The sequence below is a fragment of the Pseudomonas sp. GCM10022186 genome (genome assembly GCF_042656385.1).
Taxonomy (GTDB): domain Bacteria; phylum Pseudomonadota; class Gammaproteobacteria; order Pseudomonadales; family Pseudomonadaceae; genus Metapseudomonas.
This window is the reverse complement of the sequence record NZ_JBHSOU010000044.1, coordinates 123,176-140,394: the sequence shown is the minus strand read 5'-3', so window position 1 is coordinate 140,394 and position 17,219 is coordinate 123,176. Positions and strand designations below refer to the sequence as shown.

The window sequence follows — 17,219 nt, the reverse complement described above, 5'->3', positions numbered from 1 at the left end:
GCATCGCTGGCACGGAGCTGCCGGCCTCCCTCTCCCCAACCCTCTCCCAGAGGGAGAGGGAGCTGACGGTGCATTCCGAAGGAAATCCGTATGCCATCTGCCCTCTACCGAATCCTCCTCGCCCTGCTCCTGCTGCTCCCCCTCGCAGCCCAGGCCGGCGACGCCAACGACTTCGCCGCCGCCAACCCGGCGCAACAGGCGAAGCTGTTGGAGCGCTGGGCCGCCGAGCCCGATGCCGCGCGCCAGCCGCTGCTGGACGCCCTGCAGCAAGGCCGCTTCGCCAGCGAGGATAAACAAGCCTTCATCGAACATAACGGCGAGTACAAAGCCGCCGAGGCTGACGCCAGCCCCACCGGCACGCCGAAGAAGCTGCGCCTGAACAACCGCCTGCGCGGCCTGCTGATCACCGCCCAGGCCAGCCACCAGTTGCTCGCCGCCGGGCCCGCCATCCGCCTGGAGGCCGCCCGCCAGTTGCAGAAGAGCGCCAAGCCGGCGCAACTGGCCCTGCTCAACGGCCGCCTGGTGGCCGAGGAAGATGCCGGCGTGCGCGACGCCCTCTCCCTCGCCCTGGCCAACCTGCAACTGGTCGACCCCGATCCCGCCATCCGCCTCAACGCCGTGCGCCTGCTCGGCGAGACCGGCGACCCGCTGGCGCGCACCCGCCTGGAAGCGCTTCTCGACCCGGCGGTGGAAACCGACGCCGCCGTGCGCACCGCCGCCGAAACCAGCCTGGCCCAGGTCAAGCGCAGGCTGGCGGTGGGAGAGCTGCTCGGCCAGGCCTTCAGCGGCCTGTCCCTGGGTTCGATCCTGCTGCTGGCGGCCCTCGGCCTGGCCATCACCTTCGGCCTGCTGGGGGTGATCAACATGGCCCACGGCGAGATGCTGATGCTCGGCGCCTACACCACCTACCTGGTGCAGCTGGGCTTCCAGCGCCTGGCGCCGGAGGCGCTCGCGTTCTACCCGCTGGTGGCGCTGCCGGCGGCCTTCGTCGTCACCGCGCTGGTCGGCATGGCCCTGGAGCGCACGGTGATCCGCCACCTCTACGGCCGCCCGCTGGAAACCCTGCTGGCCACCTGGGGCATCAGCCTGATCCTGATCCAGCTGGTGCGGGTGATCTTCGGCGCGCAGAACGTCGAGGTGGCCAACCCGGCCTGGCTCTCCGGCGGGGTGCAGGTGCTGCCCAACCTGGTGCTGCCCTACAACCGCATCGTGATCATCGGCTTCGCCCTGTTCGTGGTGGCCCTTACCTGGCTGCTGCTGAACCGCACGCGCCTCGGCCTCAACGTCCGCGCCGTCACCCAGAACCGCAGCATGGCCGCCTGCTGCGGCGTGCCCACCGGGCGCGTGGACATGCTCGCCTTCGGCCTCGGCTCTGGGATAGCCGGCCTCGGCGGCGTGGCCCTGTCGCAGATCGGCAACGTCGGCCCGGACCTCGGCCAGGGCTACATCATCGACTCCTTCCTGGTGGTGGTCCTCGGCGGTGTCGGCCAGCTCGCCGGCAGCGTGATGGCCGCCTTCGGCCTGGGCGTGGCGAACAAGATCCTCGAACCTTCGATCGGCGCCGTGCTGGGCAAGATCCTGATCCTGGCGCTGATCATCCTCTTCATCCAGAAGCGGCCCCAGGGCCTCTTCGCTCTCAAGGGACGGGTGATCGACTGATGAAGACTCCAGCTGCTTTTCGTAGGAGCGAGCTTGCTCGCGAAGCTATGCCCCGCCGTTCGCGAGCAAGCTCGCTCCTACAGAGAATCCTCACCGGCCCGGGAGAGAATCGCCCATGAACCAGCCCATCACAGTCAGGGTCGCACAGAAAGCCGGCCCCAGACTGACCCTGGCGATTGCCGCCGTGGTCGGCGTCATTCTCCTGAGCATGCCGCTCTTGCACCTGCTGCCGGCGGACAACCCGCTGCAGGTCTCGGCCTACACCCTGACCCTGGTGGGCAAGATCCTCTGCTACGCCATAGTCGCCCTCGCCCTGGACCTGGTCTGGGGCTATGCGGGGCTGCTGTCCCTCGGCCACGGGCTGTTCTTCGCCCTCGGCGGCTACGCCATGGGCATGTACCTGATGCGCGAAGCGGCGGGCGACGGCCTGCCGGCCTTCATGAGCTTCCTCGCCTGGAGCGAACTGCCCTGGTACTGGGCCGGCACCCAGCACTTCCTCTGGGCGCTGTGCCTGGTGGTGCTGGCACCTGGCCTGCTGGCCCTGGTGTTCGGCTTCTTCGCCTTCCGCTCGCGGATCAAGGGCGTGTACTTCTCGATCATGACCCAGGCCCTGACCTTCGCCGGCATGCTGCTGTTCTTCCGCAACGAGACCGGCTTCGGCGGCAACAACGGCTTCACCGACTTCAAGCGCATCCTCGGCTTCGACATCACCGCGCCGGGCACCCGCGCCGTGCTGTTCCTGGCCACGGTCGCGCTGCTGGCGGGCAGCCTGCTGCTGGGCTGGCGTCTGGCGCGGAGCAAGTTCGGCCGGGTGCTCACCGCCCTGCGCGATGCCGAGAACCGCCTGATGTTCTGCGGCTACGACCCACGCGGCTACAAGCTGTTCGTCTGGGTGCTGTCGGCGGTGCTCTGCGGCCTGGCCGGGGCGCTCTACGTGCCGCAGGTGGGCATCATCAATCCCAGCGAGATGTCGCCGACCAACTCCATCGAAGCGGCCGTCTGGGTCGCCCTCGGCGGGCGCGGCTCGCTGGTCGGCCCGCTGCTCGGCGCCGGACTGGTGAACGGCATGAAGAGCTGGTTCACCGTGGCCTTCCCGGAGTACTGGCTGTTCTTCCTCGGCGCCCTGTTCATCCTGGTCACCCTCTACCTGCCCAAGGGCGTGATCGGCCTCGTCCGCAAGGGAGAACCATGATGCGCGCGACCCCGCTACCCGAATGCATGCTCGAGCCCGCCTTCGACCCCGCCGGCAGCGGCCGCGACGCCCTCGGTATCGGCCGCGTCGCCGACCCCGGGCTGGACGTGCGCCACGGCACCATCCTCACCCTGGAGGACATCAGCGTCAGCTTCGACGGCTTCAAGGCCCTGCGCGACCTCACCCTCTACATCGGCGTCGGCGAACTGCGCTGCATCATCGGCCCCAACGGCGCCGGCAAGACTACGCTGATGGACGTGATCACCGGCAAGACCCGCCCCGATACCGGCAAGGCCTGGTTCGGCGAAACCCTCGACCTCACCCGCATGAGCGAGGTGGAAATCGCCCAGGCCGGCATCGGCCGCAAGTTCCAGAAGCCCACGGTATTCGAGGCGCTGTCGGTGTTCGAGAACCTGGAGCTGGCGCAGAAGACCGACAAATCGGTGTGGGCCAGCCTGCGGGCGAAGCTTTCCGGCGAGCAGAAGGAGCGCATCGACCAGGTGCTGGCGACCATCCGCCTGGAAGCCTCGCGCAATCGCCCGGCGGGCCTCTTGTCCCACGGCCAGAAGCAGTTCCTCGAGATCGGCATGCTGCTGATGCAGGACCCGCAATTGCTGCTGCTCGACGAACCGGTGGCGGGCATGACCGACGCCGAGACCGAGTTCACCGCCGAGCTGTTCAAGGGCCTGGCGCGCCAGCACTCGCTGATGGTGGTGGAGCACGACATGGGCTTCGTCGGCTCGATCGCCGACCAGGTCACCGTGCTGCACCAGGGCCACGTCCTGGCCGAGGGCTCGCTGGCCCAGGTGCAGGCCGATGAGCGAGTGATCGAGGTCTACCTAGGGCGCTGACGCGCCAGCTGCAAGCTGCAAGCTGCAAGCTGCAAGCGATGCTGCCCACTCTTTCTTGAGGCTTGAAGCTTGCCGCTTGAAGCTGATGACACGAGGAATACATATGTTGCTGGTCAATCAACTTCATCAGTACTACGGCGGCAGCCATATCCTCCGCGGCCTGTCCTTCGACGCGAAGGTGGGCGAGGTCACCTGCCTGCTCGGGCGCAACGGCGTGGGCAAGAGCACCCTGCTGAAGTGCCTGATGGGCCTGGTCCCGGCCAAGGAGGGCGCGGTGAACTGGGAAGGCCGCGCCATCACCGGCCTCAAGCCGCACCAGCGGGTGCACGCCGGCATCGCCTACGTGCCCCAGGGCCGCGAGATCTTCCCGCGCCTGACGGTGGAGGAAAACCTGCTGATGGGCCTTTCCCGCTTTTCCGCGAAGGACGCCAAGTCGGTGCCGGAATCCATCTACGAACTCTTCCCGGTGCTGCACGAGATGAAGCACCGCCGTGGCGGCGACCTTTCCGGCGGCCAGCAGCAACAGCTCGCCATCGGCCGCGCCCTGGCCAGCCAGCCGCGCCTGCTGATCCTCGACGAGCCCACCGAAGGCATCCAGCCCTCGGTGATCAAGGAAATCGGCGCGGTGATCAGGAAGCTCGCCGAGCGCGGCGACATGGCCATCCTGCTGGTGGAGCAGTTCTACGACTTCGCCGCCGAGCTGGCCGACCACTACCTGGTGATGAGCCGGGGCGAGATCATCCAGCAGGGCCGCGGCGAAAACATGGAGGCCGAGGGGGTACGCGGCCTGGTAACCATTTAGAATCGGCCTCCCCTGTCGATCGAGGCGCACCATGTCCCATCTGATTCGCGATGCCGCCGAGGCGGACCTGGACGGCATCCTGGCCATCTACAACGACGCCGTGGAGAACACCACGGCGATCTGGAACGAAACCCTGGTGGACCTGGCCAACCGCCGCGCCTGGCTGGCCGAACGCACGGCCGCCGGCTTCCCGGTGCTGGTGGCGGTGAACGCGCAAGGCGAGGTGCTCGGCTACGCCAGCTACGGCACCTGGCGCACCATCGAAGGCTTCCGCCACACCGTCGAACATTCGGTCTACGTGCGCGGCGACCAGCGCGGCCAGGGCCTGGGCCCGGCGCTGATGCAGGCGCTGGTCGAACGCGCCCGCCAGGCCAGGCTGCACGTGATGGTCGCCGCCATCGAGTCCGAGAATGCCGCCTCCATCCGCCTGCACGAACGCCTCGGCTTCGTCACCACCGGCCGGATGCCCCAGGTGGGCCGCAAGTTCGGCCGCTGGCTGGACCTGACCTTCATGCAGTTGATGCTGGAGTAAGGTGCCGAGCCCGGCGAATTCCGGGCAAAGACCGGGGCCAGTGAGCGGCCTGTGCTAGGATTCGGCCCATCCGCCTCGCATTGGGAGCCCTCCATGCCCCGCCCTCTGGAATCCCTGCCCGACGAACTGCTCAAACTCTCGCCCGCCGAGCGTATCCAGCTTGCGGAAGACCTGTGGGACAGCGTGGCGGCTCATCCGGAGAGTCTGCCGACGCTGAGCGAAGAAGAGCGCCGTGAAATCGACCGCCGGCTGGCCGAACACGATGCCGCACCGGAAACCGCGGTTTCGTGGGAAGAAGTCCGCAAGAGGCTCTGGTCGGGGGTGAAGTGATCAGGACGATCAGATTCCGGCAGGATGCCGAAGCAGAGCAGAGCTGCAAAGCGCCCGTGATTGGTACGAGGCTTGCGCCGAGGGTCTCGGAGTCGAGTTCCTGAATTCCCTGGACTCCTGCCTGAGTGCGGTATCCCACAACCCGGCGAGTTACCCGGTGGTGCATGGCAAGGTACGTCGGGCTCCGTTCCGTCGTTTTCCCTACAGCCTGATCTATCGCATCGAATCGGATGGCATCCTGGTCATCGCCTGCCACCACCATCGGCAGCGACCGGAACGCTGGCACGAGCGCCTTGGCCAATGAAGGGGCCGCTTCCATTCGGGAGCGGCTCAACGCAACTGACTGTCCTTGCTCCCCCGCCTGTTGTACCCGGCGAAGGCGGCGTTTTCCCTGTCGTGCGCGGCCTGGCAGTTGACGCACAGGCGCACGCCGGGGACGGCCTTGCGGCGGGCTTCGGGGATGGGCGCGTCGCATTCCTCGCAGTGGCTCAGGCTCTCGCCTGTCGGCAACTGGCTGCGCGCGCGCTGGATGGCGTCTTCGATGGTGCTGTCGATCTGTTCCTGGACGGCGCCGTCGCCGGCCCAACCGCTTGCCATGCTGACCTCCTGATCGGTTCGGAACCCATGGAACCGATATGGGGTGATGGCCGGCGCTTTTGCAAGGGCGGGGGTCGGCAGGCGACAAGTGGACGTCGTTACTCCTTCACGTCCATGAATTCCTCGGCCCAGACGATGTACTCCTCGGGCAGGGTGTACTTGTGGGTCAGCTCGGTGGCGGTGAGCTCCTCGCCGGTGGCGACCTGGCGCTGGTCGCGCAGGCAGTCGTAGGTGGCCTTGATGGCGGCGAAGTAGGCGGCGTGGCCGTTGACCACGATGCGCACGCCGAGGCGGGCGAGGCGCTCGTTGTCGCGCAGCTTGGGATTGCCGTAGGTCACCAGCATCAACGGGATGCTCAAGTGCTCGGCGATCTGCTCCAGGTGCTCGAAGTCGGCCACCCCGACCATGCAGATGCCGTCGGCGCCAGCGGCCTGGTAGGCCTTGGTGCGGCGGATCACTTCGTCCACTTCCAGCACGCCGGCGTTGGTCCGGGCGATGATGGCGAGGTCGGGGTCGACGCGGGCTTCCAGCGCTGCGCGAATCTTGCCCACGCCCTCTTCCACCGGGATCAGGTCGGTGGATTTGCGGCCGAACTGGGCCGGCAGCAGGGTGTCCTCGATGGTCAGGGCGGCGATGCCGGCGCGCTCCAGCTCGACCACGGTGCGCATCACGTTGAGGGCATTGCCGTAGCCGTGGTCGGCGTCGGCGATCACCGGCAGGCGCGAGACGCGGCCGATGCGGGTGGCCTGCTCGACGAACTCGCTCAGGGTGATCAGGGCGAAGTCGGGCGCGGCGAGTACCTGCAGGGAGGCCACCGAACCGCCGAGGATGCCGACTTCGAAGCCGAGGTCGGCGGCGATGCGGGCGGACATGGGGTCGAACACCGAGGCGGTGTGGAAGCAGGAATCCGAATCCAGCAACGCACGGAAAGCCGTGCGCAACTCGTGATGAGAAGCTCTACGCATAGGGGCACCAAAAGTTCAGAGGGGGTCAGGATCGAGCCGGCTCCACAACTCTGGCGCCGGCGCCCCCGTTTTTCCATTGTCAGACTGCGCCCATTCTAACGGATCAGCCTTTCAGTCCGCTTAAGGCGCCTGCGCCTTGTCCTGCCCTTCGTCGGCCGCCACACTGGCGCCCCGTTTTCCCGAGACCTCCACGTGCTGGCATTCACCGCCTACCTGGGCCTGTTCCTGTCCGCCTTCGGCGCCGCCACCCTGCTGCCACTGCAGTCCGAGGCGGTGCTGGTGGGGCTGCTGCTGGCCAAGGCGCATCCGGCCTGGGCACTGGTGGCGGTAGCGACCTGCGGCAACGTGCTGGGCTCGCTGGTGAACTGGTGGCTGGGGCGCTATGTGGAGCATTTTCGCGAGCGCCGCTGGTTTCCGGTGAAGCCGGCGCAAATGGCAAAGGCCCAGGCGTTCTATCACCGTTACGGTCGCTGGTCGCTGCTGCTGGCCTGGCTGCCGGTGATCGGCGATCCGCTGACCCTGGTGGCCGGGGTGATGCGCGAATCCTTCTGGGTGTTCCTGGCGCTGGTGAGCCTGGCCAAGGCTGGCCGTTACCTCGCGCTGGCGACGTTTACGCTGGGCTGGGTCGGGCTCTTGTAGGGTGGATCACGCTTCACCGATCCACCATCGGAGGTGGGATAGCTCGCGTTGGTGGATATGAAAGGCGATATCCCCTACGCCTGTGGGAGCGTTTTCAATCGCGAATGAATTCGCTCCCACAGCCGCGTGAGCCGGCGGCCATTGTGTTTCGGGATGCTGCCCGGGCGGCGGCGGGCGGATCGAGCGCCTACGCTTTCCGCGTCGCTATCCGGAGACCAAGCCCATGAGAAAGCTCTCCCTGCTGATCGCCTTCTTCGCCCTGGTGCTCGGCGCCACTGCCGCGCTCGCCCACCATGGCTGGAGTTCCTACGACGCGGACAAGACGCTGACCATCGAGACGCCGGTGAAGACACTTTCCTACCGCAACCCCCATGCCCATATCACCATCGACTATGAAGGCCGCGAATGGCACGTGGTGCTGGCGCCCATCAGCCGCATGGAGTCACGCGGGCTGCCGGAGCAGGACCTGGCGCCAGGCAAGACGGTGACCGTGGTCGGCTACCCGCGCAAGGACGGCACCGCGGAAATGCGTGCCGAACGGATGATAGTCGACGGGCGCACGGTGGAACTGCGCTGAGGCACGGTGGTGGAGTACCTGCTGCCCTGGGCCGAGCGCCTGGAGGCCTCGGCATTCGGCGCGCTGATGCGCGAATCCTCGCTGCTCTACCCCGCGGCCAACCTGCTCCATCTGATGGGGCTGGTGATGCTGCTGGGCGCCATGCTCCTTCTCGACCTGCGCCTGCTCGGCGCCGCCCGCGAGGTGCCGTTGGAACAGGCCTCGCAGCGGCTCACGCCCATCGGCATCGCCGGGCTGGTGCTGCTGATCGGCACCGGCTTCTGCCTGTTCGCCGCCGACGCCGGGCCCTTGCTGGGTAACTGGCTGCTGCAGCTCAAGCTGCTGCTGGTGGGCCTGGGGATCGCCAACGCCTTGCTGTTCCGTGCCATCTGGAATGGGCGCCTGGCGGACTGGGACCGGCGACCGCCCCTTGCGGGACGGCTGCAGGTGGCGCTGTCGATCCTGATCTGGTGCGGGGTGATGTCGGCCGGGCGGCTGCTGGCCTACCTCTAGCGCGCACCTGATCAGGGGCCGGTTCGTCTTCAGGCACTGACTCAGGAAGGCCTTGCGCTCGTCACCCGTCCACCGCGACGAACTGCGCCGGACAAGCTCTTCCTCCTCGCGTAAACTGCGCGGCCGTTTTTTTCCGGAACAGCCGCGACATGAGCAACGTCCTTCCCGCCCAGGCCCTGGGCATCGACTTCGGAACCTCCAACTCCACCGTCGGCTGGTGGCGCCCGGATGTGGAGCCGCTGATCGCCCTGGAGGACGACAAGATCACCCTGCCCTCGGTGGTTTTCTTCAACACCGAGGAGCGCCGCCCGGCCTATGGCCGCCAGGCCCTGCACGAGTACCTGGAGGGCTATGAAGGCCGCCTGATGCGCTCGCTGAAGAGCCTGCTGGGTTCGCCGCTGCTGAAGAGCGAGACCACCGTGCTGGGCAGCGCCCTGCCCTTCAAGGACCTGCTGGGCCTGTTCATCGGCCAGCTCAAGCAGCGCACCGAGGCCGCCGCCGGCCGCGAGTTCGAGCAGGTGGTGCTGGGCCGCCCGGTGTTCTTCGTGGACGACGACGCCGAGGCCGACCAGGAGGCGCAGAACACCCTGGTGGCAGTGGCGCAGAAGCTCGGTTTCAAGGAGGTGTCCTTCCAGTACGAGCCCATCGCCGCGGCCTTCGACTACGAGCGCGGCATCGAGCGCGAGGAGCTGGTGCTGATCGTCGACATCGGCGGCGGTACCTCGGACTTCTCCCTCGTGCGCCTGGCGCCCCAGCGCCGCGAGGTGGCCGAGCGCCAGGACGATATCCTCGCCACCGGCGGCGTGCACATCGGCGGCACCGACTTCGACAAGCAGCTCTCGCTGGCCGGCGTGATGCCGCTGTTCGGCTACGGCAGCCGGATGAAGAGCGACGCGCTGATGCCCACCAGCTTCCACCTGAACCTGGCCACCTGGCACACCATCAACGCCGTCTACGCGCAGAAGTCGCAGCTGGCGCTGAAGAACATGCGCTACGACATCGTCGACGCCACCGGCATCGACCGCCTGTTCAGCCTGATCGAGCAACGCGCCGGCCACTGGCTGGCGATGCAGGTGGAAGAGAGCAAGATCGTGCTGACCGAGGCCGAGAGCCGCCCCATCGACCTGGGCCGCATCGAGCCCGGCCTGGCGGTGGACCTCACCCGCCCGCTGTTCGAGAACGCCATAGACGACCTGCTGGTGCGCATCCGTGCCAGTGTCGACGCGCTGCTGGCCCAGGCCGGTGTAACCGCCGACCAGGTCGACACCCTGTTCTTCACCGGCGGCTCCAGCGGCATCCCGGCGCTGCGCCAGAGCGTGGCCGCCATGCTGCCCAATGCGCGCCAGGTGGAAGGCAACCTGTTCGGCAGCATCGGCAGCGGCCTGGCCATCGAAGCGAAGAAGCGCTACGGCTGACCGTTCATCGGCAAGGCCCCCCGTCCCGCAGGGTCGGGACGGCTCGGCGGACTAGGCTCAAAGCCATCGCGGGCACGCCCGCGCAGATGGGGAAGTCCCGCCATGAGCAAGCAAGCGCTGGTCCTGGCCTGCGCCCTGGCCTCCCTGGTCGGGTGCGCCGGCAAGATGGAAAACCCTACGGACTACTACACCTACCGCAACCAGCCCCTGGTCAAGCAGGTGGAAGAAGGCATGACCGAGCAGCAGGTGCGGACCATCGGCGGCCCGCCGTCCTCGTCCGTCCGGCGCACGGTCCATGCCGGCATCTGCAACAACTACATCCTCGATCAGGACGGCCACCAACAGGCCTACCACGTCAGCTTCGACGGTAGCGGACGGGTCGAGGGGACGGGCTTCATGTCCTGCGCGCAACAGGAAACCAACGAGCGCGAAAAAGCCCAGCGCAAGGAAATCGATCGCGGCGGCGGCTACTGATCGGCCCGATGGGCTGAATGCGGATCAACCATCAAGTCGCCACCACCCCACCCTGGAGGGCGCGCCACGCAAGGCCTCCAGCCATCCAAGGCAGCATATCGCCAGCTGCTGGCGCTATGCCGTCCATCGCCTGGCCAGCATCCTGGCGTTCCCGGGCGAACTCTCCCCAGCTTCCGATGTTCCAAGCGCTGTATTTCAACTGCGTTAACCCACGAGGACCCCTGATGTACAAGCAAGCGCTTGTCATGGCTTGTGCCCTGGCATCGATGGCAGGCTGCGCCAGCAAGATCGAAAACCCCACGGATTACATCACGTTCCGCAACCAGCCCCTGGTGAAGGACGTCGAACCCGGCATGAGCCGCCAGCAGGTGCTGATCATCGGCGGGCGCCCGTCTTCCATCATCCAGCGCAGCGTGCACCCGGGCTCCTGCAACAATTACATCCTCAATGAGGACGGGCATCAGCAGCCCTACCACGTCAGCTTCGACAGCTCCGGACGCGTGCGCCACAAGGGCTTCATGACCTGTGGACAGCGCGAACAGGTGGAGCGCGACCAGCTCTGAGCCACCTCTAGCGCTTGCGCATCTGCTGCAGCAACGGCTCGCAGGTGCTGTTCTCCTCGCCCCCGGCAGCCGGCGCCACCAGCGCCAGCAGGGCCGCCGCCGGCGCCACCGCCACGCCCAACGCCACCATGCCCGCGCCGCGCACCATCAGCGGCACCGTCTGCACCCCAGCCTGGGGATTCTTGAAAGTCCCGCGCACGTAGAGCGGCGAACGCAAGGAAAACACCCGCATGCCCCTGGACTCCGGATTGACGCTGAGGTCCAGCCGCTCGTTGCGGAAACTGGCGGTGCCGGCCACCTGCACCAGCGCATTCTCGGTATCGAAAACGAACAGCCGCGGGGTCATCAGGCCGTCCTTCACCCCCAGGTCCGCCGCCGCGCAGTTGATCTTCACTTCCTCGTCCCCGAACAGGCGGCCCACCAGGTAGTTGCCCAGGTTCAACCCCGCGATCTCCATCAGGTTGCGGCTGATGGTGCCGTCATTCACCAGCATCTGCAGATCGCCGTTGGCCGTGCCCAGCAACGCCGCCACCGAATTGCCCGTGCCGGACAGGTCGGCCTTGGCATTCAGCTCGCCCAGGCTGCTGCGCATGGCCTGGACGTTGGGAAACAGCTCCTTGAGCTTGAAGCGACGAGCCTGCAGGCGCGCCTTGCCGGTGAGCGGGGCACGGCGGCCATCGAGTCGTATATCGGCGTCCAGCGCGCCGCCGGCCACGCCGAAGCGCAAGGGCTCGAGCCTGAGCAGGCCGTCGTCGAGCACCAGGTGGGTGGACAGGTCACGGAAGGGCAGCTTTTCGCTGTGCTGGATGCGCTTGCCGGTGAAGGTCACGTCCGCATCCATCACCCGCCAGCGCTCGGTACGGAATTCCTCCACCGGCAGCACCTTGTCCGCCGGTTGCCGGGTCGCCACGCCGCGCGCCTGCTGGCCGGACCTGGAGTCCGCGCCGATCAGCGGCGCCAGGTCGACGAAGCGCAGCTGTTCCGAGGTCAGGGTGCCGGATAACTTGGGCCGGGGCTCGCGGGCCACATAGGTGAGGTCGCCGTGGATATCGCTGCCGCCAATGCGGCCGTTGAAGCCCTGATAGCGGAACTCGGCGCCACCGGGTTCCTGCAGGCTCGCCAGCAGCCGGCCGTCCGTGGAGTAGGCCGGGGTTTCAGGCAGCGTCACGCCGATCAGCGGGTAAAGCTGCGCCAGGCTCTTGCCGGAAAGTTGCAGGCGCAGGTCCAGGGCGCCGAGCTCGCGGGGCTCGGTCAGGGTTCCGAGCAGGTTGATGCGGGTGTCTCCGACCCGGAGTTCGGCCTGCAACGGCAAGGGCAGGTCGGCGTTCTGCAGCGCCAGCAGACCACCCACCTTGCCGCTGCCGTCCAGCGGCTGGCCGCGGTAGCTGCCCTTGGCCTTCCAGCCGAAGCTGTAGTCCTGGGCGCCCACCGCCGCAGGTCGCACGCCCGTGGCCGGTAGCAGCGCGCTGAAGGGCACCGGATTGCCCAGGGGATCGACCACCAGGTCCAGGCGGGTGCGGGTCTGGGCGTCGTCCACCTGGACGCGGCCCTTGTCGAAGCCGATGGTGCCGATATCGAGCGTCCAGCCGGAGGGTTGCTCCGCCGCGCCCTCAGGTCTGCTCGGCAGCTCGAAGGTCCAGTTGTTGCGCCCGTCGGCCAGGCGCCGGACGCTGGCCTGGGGACCGCCCAGGTCGATGCGCGGAATGCTCAGCTGCTGCCACAACAAGGGCAGCGGCGCGACGCGGAATTCCACCCGTTCGAGGCTGATGAAATCCCCGCCCTTGGCCCACTCCGGGTTGCCCAGGCGCAGTTTCTCGGCGACGAAATGGGGCCATGGCACCAGGGCCCGCCAACCGCCCTCGCCGTCTTCGCGCTGCCAGATCACCTTGAGCTCGCCCTCGATGGCGAATGACCGTCCCAATTCGGCGGATACCCGCTCGTTGAATGCCGGTCTGATGCGGTTCCAGTCGAAGGTGGCGACCAGCACCAATAGCACCGCAAGCAGCAGCGCCAGCGCCAGAACCGACCTGGCGAGGATGCGAAGACCTCGTGTCATGCACTACTCCCCTTTGCCCCGGCAGCCACCATCGGCGCCGCGTAATCTCCTTGCCTTATCGACCCGAAATTGCCCCGGGTTGCTCCGCCCGAGCGCCGAGCGCAATCGGCCCTGCCGCTGCAATCTTGCCGAAAAATGCCGCAAGGCATTGATTATAAAGGGCCGCAGGCAACATCAACGACGTCGATGTTCTCTATCGTGGGTGTTCACTTTTTAATCGACGCCCCATCCGTAAGATTGGCTCCGTACCCAGTTTCCAGCCCCCGTTGAGGAGCCCACGATCATGAAAACCCACGCCTTCGCCGCCCTGATCATCGCCACCCTGAGCACCTCCGTATTCGCCCTGCCGTCCGACGACCAGCCGGTACTGGGTGAATCCCGGGATGGCACCTACCTCCAGGTCGTGGAGCCGGTTGCCGCTGAAGGCAGCTTCATGATCCTGGACCGCGTCGCCGAAGATGGTGCCGACCGCACCGGCGCCAACCGCATCGCTGAAAGCGGCTCGGACCGCACCAACGCCTTCCGCGTGGCCGAAGGTGGTTCGGATCGCCTGCTGCAGGCCCATCGCGTCAGCTGATCGCGACGCGCGGCTCCCCCTCGAAGCCCGGCGGACGCCGGGCTTTCTGCTTGGGGGCCGCACTTTCCCGTGGGGGCGTTTCCAATGGCTATGTCTGCGTTAAGTGTTGCTAGAACGCCCTGAGCCCAGCTAATTATCGAGCGGACGGCGAGTCCCTGTTTCGCCCCCCCGGGCGAGTCCCTTTTCCAATCGTTGAAAAGGAACCAAAAAACTTGCCCCGGCATCCGGCCCGGCTTCGCCGGGTGACCAGCCTTCGGCTGTTACTGCGTTTCCCTCGCTCCATCGTGGCTCCGGGGGCCCGGCGTGAGGGGCCATCCCTGGCCCCGCACGCCTCTCGCGGCATCCATGCCGCTCGTCCCCCTGCGCAACGATTCCGCTCGGCCTCCTGACGGGGCGGAGCCGCTGCCCCACCTCTCCTGCGCAGGTTCTGGCACTGATCAGGCATCAGAATTGCTGCGCCCTGTCAGGCGCGAGTCACCCCTCTCCCTCCGGGAGAGGGGCCGGGGGAGAGGGAGGTGTCAGGCGGGCACGGAGGCCCGAAAATCCCGTATTAGACGCTTCCATTCAGTGCTGCAACAGCTAACGCAGACATAGCCTTTCCAATCGCCGATGCACCCGCTCCCACAAGGCAGGCTGACCTCCGTGCACCGACGTGGCCGCCCGTTCGACGCCCGCAAAGCCCATTTGCTAGAGTGCGCCGCACATTGGCCAACAGCCGCGTCCCATGACCCAACGCTCGGAACAGAAGCAGCAGACCCGCCAGGCCCTGATGGACGCCGCCCGCCTCCTGATGGACAGCGGCCGCGGCTTCGGCAGTCTGAGCCTGCGGGAGGTGGCTCGCACAGCCGGCATAGTGCCCACAGGTTTCTACCGTCACTTCAGCGATATGGACGAACTGGGCCTGGCCCTGGTGGAGGAAGTGGGCGAAACCTTCCGCGCCACCATCGGCATGGTCCGCCGGAACGAATTCGAGCAGGGCGGCATCATCGACGCGTCGGTGCGCATCTTTCTCGACGCCGTGGCCGCCAACCGTGGCCAGTACCTCTTCCTCGCACGCGAGCAGTACGGTGGTTCGCGGCCGGTGCGCCAGGCCATCGGCGCCCTGCGCCAGCGCATCACCGACGACCTGGCCGCCGATCTCGAGCTGGTCAATCGCATGCCGCAACTGGACAGGCAGGGCCTTGACCTGGTGGCCGACCTGGTGGTGAAGACGGTATTCGCCACCTTGCCCGAGCTGATCGATCCGCCAGCGGACAACCTGCCTCCGCACCTGCTGCCCGCCGCCAAGATCACCCAGCAACTGCGCTTCATCATGATCGGCGGCAAACACTGGCTGGGGCCTGGCAAGCCGGAAAGCTGACCGCTCCGCCGGCACTCGTAGCCGCACCCAAGGGCAACCACATCCCAATTCTTCGCCTTTCCTCTCGCTACGCCGTCACGTCTTTGTCATAGTCCCCGCGTCTGATTCGGCACGCCCGTCCACGTTTTACGGATAAGAACAGCATGCAGCGCTTCGCCCGTTTCTTTCTCGCGCCCCTTTTTCTGATCGCCGTCGCCTTGCTGGCGCTGGCCCTGACCAGCCGTCCGGCGGACCGCCCCGCCGTGCTCGCCGGCCTGGGCGACAGGCCCCTGGTGATCGCCCATCGCGGTGGCCGTGGCCTCTGGCCGGAAAACACCCTGTTCGCCTTCGAGCGCGCCAGCGCCCTCAAGGTGGACATGCTGGAAATGGATGTGCGCCGTACCCGCGACGGCGAGCTGGTGGTGCTCCACGACGCGCGGGTGGACCGCACCACCAATGGCGACGGAGAAGTGGCCGAGCTGACGCTCGCCGAGGTGCAGGCGCTGGATGCCGGCTACCGCTGGACGGCCGACGGCGGCGAGAGCCATCCCTACCGTGGCCAGGGCATTCGCATACCCACTTTCGCCGAGGTGCTGGAGCGCTTCCCGGAAGCGCCCAAGGTGGTGGAAATCAAGGTGCCCGACGCGGCCATGGAAGAGCAGCTCTGTGCCCTGCTGAGCGAGCACGACCAGCTTGAGCGGGTTCTGGTGGGGAGCTTCTACGAGCGCAGCCTGAAGCGCTTCCGCGAAGTCTGCCCGGGGGTCGCCACGTCGGCCGGACCGACTTCGGCGCGGCTGCTGGTGGCGCTGAACTGGATAGGTCTGGGCAGCCTGGTCAGCCCGTCCTACCAGGCCCTGCAGATCCCCGAGCGCAGCGGCGGCCTGCAGGTGGCCAGCGAAGGCCTCATGCAGACCGCGCTGCAGCGCGGCCTGGCGGTGCAGATGTGGACCATCAACGAGCAACCGGCCATGCGCCAATTGCTGGACATGGGCGCCAGTGGCCTGATCACCGACTACCCGGATCGCGCCCTGCAGCTGCTGGGGCGCTCCACCCGCATCACTTCGCTGAGCGATCGATAGCGAAACCGGCCCAGGTCTGGCTCACCGGCATCAGCTCCAGACTGTTGATATTGATGTGAGCCGGCTGGTTCATGATCCAGAAGATGGTCTCGGCGATGTCTTCCGGCTGGATCGCCTCGGCACCGGCGTAGGTGGCGTCGTACTTGGCCTGGTCGCCGCCGAAGCGCACCAGGGAGAATTCGCTTTCGCACAGGCCCGGCTCGATGTTGGAGACGCGCACGCCGGTGCCCACCAGGTCGTTGCGCAGGCTCAGCGAGAACTGGCCGACGAAGGCCTTGGTGGCGCCGTACACGTGGCTGCCCGGATAGGGCCAGTTACCCGCCACCGAGCCCAGGTTGACGATGCTGGCGCCACGCCCGTGGGCGATCAGGCGCGGCAGCAGCAGGCGGGTGCTGTACATCAGGCCCTTGATGTTGGTGTCGACCATGGTGTCCCAGTCATCCAGGTTGCACCTGGGCGCGGGGTCGGCGCCCAGGGCCAGGCCGGCGTTGTTGATCAGCCCGCGGATTTTTTCGTACTTCGCCGGCAGGCCGGCGATGGCCGCCTCCATGGCCGCACGGTCGCGGACGTCCAGTTCCAGGGTGTGCACATCGGTCAGGGCCGAGAGTTCATCCTTGAGCGCCTGCAGGCGCGCGGCGCGGCGGCCGGTCAGCACCAGCGACCAGCCGGCCTGGGCGAAACGCCGGGCGCAGGCCTCGCCGAATCCCGAGGTGGCGCCGGTGATGAAAACGGTGGAAGTCATGCTGTTCTCCTTGCTCTGGGGCACGGGCCCGTTGCGAATAGACCGGCATAGGTTACGCCATCTATGGAGTCGGCCTGCTGGCGAAAAAATCGCCATTGCCGCGCAGCCCCCGCCGCCACTGGGCTGCGCAGCTTACTCCCAAGCTTATCCACAGTTTTCCACACAGCGAACGGGGACAACTCGACGCAGGCCGCATGACGCCAGATGAAGGCTGCAAGTCACTGTCTACGCGGGAAAAACCATGACTGGTCAAAATCTGGCCAGGCACTGGAGCACGGCGTGGGCCGGGGGCTGGCGGCAGCTGCCACCAAGTTATCCACAGAGTGCCTCACAGGGAT

At 67.0% G+C, this 17,219-nt stretch carries 20 protein-coding genes; 16 read left to right on the top strand and 4 right to left on the bottom strand.

Translation table 11 applies throughout. The features are described from left to right. Positions 1–90: 90 nt before the first annotated feature. The 7 genes from urtB to ACFPU0_RS15355 all read left to right on the top strand — a co-directional run bounded on the left by urtB (position 91) and on the right by ACFPU0_RS15355 (position 5,670). Positions 91–1,659 (top strand): urea ABC transporter permease subunit UrtB, encoded by a 1,569-nt coding sequence (urtB, locus tag ACFPU0_RS15385; RefSeq protein WP_377693967.1) that lies wholly within the window; start codon positions 91–93, stop codon positions 1,657–1,659. A 115-nt stretch (positions 1,660–1,774) separates the two neighbouring features. After that, the gene (gene urtC / locus ACFPU0_RS15380; RefSeq protein WP_377693966.1) at positions 1,775–2,851 is read left to right on the top strand and encodes an urea ABC transporter permease subunit UrtC; all 1,077 of its coding nucleotides are present in this window, start codon (positions 1,775–1,777) and stop codon (positions 2,849–2,851) included. After that, a complete protein-coding gene (urtD, locus tag ACFPU0_RS15375; protein ID WP_377693965.1) occupies positions 2,851–3,702 on the top strand; it encodes an urea ABC transporter ATP-binding protein UrtD in 852 nt (283 codons plus the stop codon). Before urtC ends, urtD begins: the two co-directional genes overlap by 1 nt. 103 nt (positions 3,703–3,805) lie before the next feature. Then, complete coding sequence (urtE, locus tag ACFPU0_RS15370) at positions 3,806–4,504, top strand: urea ABC transporter ATP-binding subunit UrtE (RefSeq protein WP_377693964.1); 699 nt, start codon at positions 3,806–3,808, stop codon at positions 4,502–4,504. Between the two features lie 31 nt (positions 4,505–4,535). Further along, the gene (locus ACFPU0_RS15365; RefSeq protein WP_377693963.1) at positions 4,536–5,036 is read left to right on the top strand and encodes a GNAT family N-acetyltransferase; all 501 of its coding nucleotides are present in this window, start codon (positions 4,536–4,538) and stop codon (positions 5,034–5,036) included. A gap of 93 nt (positions 5,037–5,129) precedes the next feature. Further along, the gene (locus ACFPU0_RS15360; protein WP_377693962.1) at positions 5,130–5,366 is read left to right on the top strand and encodes an addiction module protein; all 237 of its coding nucleotides are present in this window, start codon (positions 5,130–5,132) and stop codon (positions 5,364–5,366) included. A gap of 13 nt (positions 5,367–5,379) precedes the next feature. Then, on the top strand, positions 5,380–5,670 hold the full coding sequence (locus ACFPU0_RS15355) for a type II toxin-antitoxin system RelE/ParE family toxin (RefSeq protein WP_377694317.1): 291 nt from the start codon (positions 5,380–5,382) through the stop codon (positions 5,668–5,670). A gap of 26 nt (positions 5,671–5,696) precedes the next feature. Here the strand turns inward: ACFPU0_RS15355 and ACFPU0_RS15350 are convergent, their stop codons facing one another. Together ACFPU0_RS15350 and ACFPU0_RS15345 are read right to left on the bottom strand one after the other, a co-directional pair. Next, positions 5,697–5,963: a DksA/TraR family C4-type zinc finger protein gene (locus ACFPU0_RS15350; protein ID WP_377693961.1), complete on the bottom strand. Its 267-nt coding sequence runs from the start codon at positions 5,961–5,963 to the stop codon at positions 5,697–5,699. Between the two features lie 98 nt (positions 5,964–6,061). Next, entirely contained in the window at positions 6,062–6,928 is an 867-nt protein-coding gene (locus ACFPU0_RS15345; protein WP_377693959.1) for an isocitrate lyase/PEP mutase family protein, read from the bottom strand. A 192-nt stretch (positions 6,929–7,120) separates the two neighbouring features. Between ACFPU0_RS15345 and ACFPU0_RS15340 the strand changes: the two genes are divergently transcribed. The 6 genes from ACFPU0_RS15340 (at position 7,121) to osmE (ACFPU0_RS15315) (ending at position 11,088) form a co-directional block, all read left to right on the top strand. Beyond that, entirely contained in the window at positions 7,121–7,567 is a 447-nt protein-coding gene (locus tag ACFPU0_RS15340) for a YqaA family protein (protein ID WP_377693958.1), read from the top strand. Positions 7,568–7,790: 223 nt separating this feature from the next. Next, on the top strand, positions 7,791–8,144 hold the full coding sequence (locus tag ACFPU0_RS15335) for a DUF6152 family protein (RefSeq protein ID WP_377693957.1): 354 nt from the start codon (positions 7,791–7,793) through the stop codon (positions 8,142–8,144). Positions 8,145–8,153: 9 nt separating this feature from the next. Next, a complete protein-coding gene (locus ACFPU0_RS15330; protein ID WP_377693955.1) occupies positions 8,154–8,636 on the top strand; it encodes a DUF6644 family protein in 483 nt (160 codons plus the stop codon). Positions 8,637–8,785: 149 nt separating this feature from the next. Further along, positions 8,786–10,051 (top strand): Hsp70 family protein, encoded by a 1,266-nt coding sequence (locus tag ACFPU0_RS15325; RefSeq protein WP_377693954.1) that lies wholly within the window; start codon positions 8,786–8,788, stop codon positions 10,049–10,051. Between the two features lie 102 nt (positions 10,052–10,153). Beyond that, complete coding sequence (gene osmE / locus ACFPU0_RS15320; RefSeq protein ID WP_377693953.1) at positions 10,154–10,525, top strand: osmotically-inducible lipoprotein OsmE; 372 nt, start codon at positions 10,154–10,156, stop codon at positions 10,523–10,525. Between the two features lie 224 nt (positions 10,526–10,749). Continuing rightward, on the top strand, positions 10,750–11,088 hold the full coding sequence (gene osmE / locus ACFPU0_RS15315; protein ID WP_377693952.1) for an osmotically-inducible lipoprotein OsmE: 339 nt from the start codon (positions 10,750–10,752) through the stop codon (positions 11,086–11,088). Positions 11,089–11,095: 7 nt separating this feature from the next. Here osmE (ACFPU0_RS15315) and ACFPU0_RS15310 read toward each other — a convergent pair whose 3' ends face one another. Then, positions 11,096–13,144, bottom strand: a complete 2,049-nt coding sequence (locus ACFPU0_RS15310; RefSeq protein WP_377693951.1) for an AsmA family protein — start codon at positions 13,142–13,144, stop codon at positions 11,096–11,098. A gap of 283 nt (positions 13,145–13,427) precedes the next feature. On the opposite strand from ACFPU0_RS15310, the gene ACFPU0_RS15305 reads away from it, so the two are divergent. The 3 genes from ACFPU0_RS15305 (at position 13,428) to ACFPU0_RS15295 (ending at position 16,139) form a co-directional block, all read left to right on the top strand. Continuing rightward, entirely contained in the window at positions 13,428–13,721 is a 294-nt protein-coding gene (locus ACFPU0_RS15305; protein ID WP_377693950.1) for a hypothetical protein, read from the top strand. 724 nt (positions 13,722–14,445) lie between these two features. Next, positions 14,446–15,081: a TetR family transcriptional regulator gene (locus ACFPU0_RS15300; RefSeq protein WP_377693949.1), complete on the top strand. Its 636-nt coding sequence runs from the start codon at positions 14,446–14,448 to the stop codon at positions 15,079–15,081. 143 nt (positions 15,082–15,224) lie between these two features. Then, positions 15,225–16,139 (top strand): glycerophosphodiester phosphodiesterase, encoded by a 915-nt coding sequence (locus ACFPU0_RS15295; protein WP_377693948.1) that lies wholly within the window; start codon positions 15,225–15,227, stop codon positions 16,137–16,139. Here ACFPU0_RS15295 and ACFPU0_RS15290 read toward each other — a convergent pair. Continuing rightward, complete coding sequence (locus ACFPU0_RS15290; protein ID WP_377693947.1) at positions 16,117–16,881, bottom strand: SDR family oxidoreductase; 765 nt, start codon at positions 16,879–16,881, stop codon at positions 16,117–16,119. The two genes, ACFPU0_RS15295 and ACFPU0_RS15290, sit on opposite strands and share 23 nt — an antisense overlap. Positions 16,882–17,219: the final 338 nt, after the last annotated feature.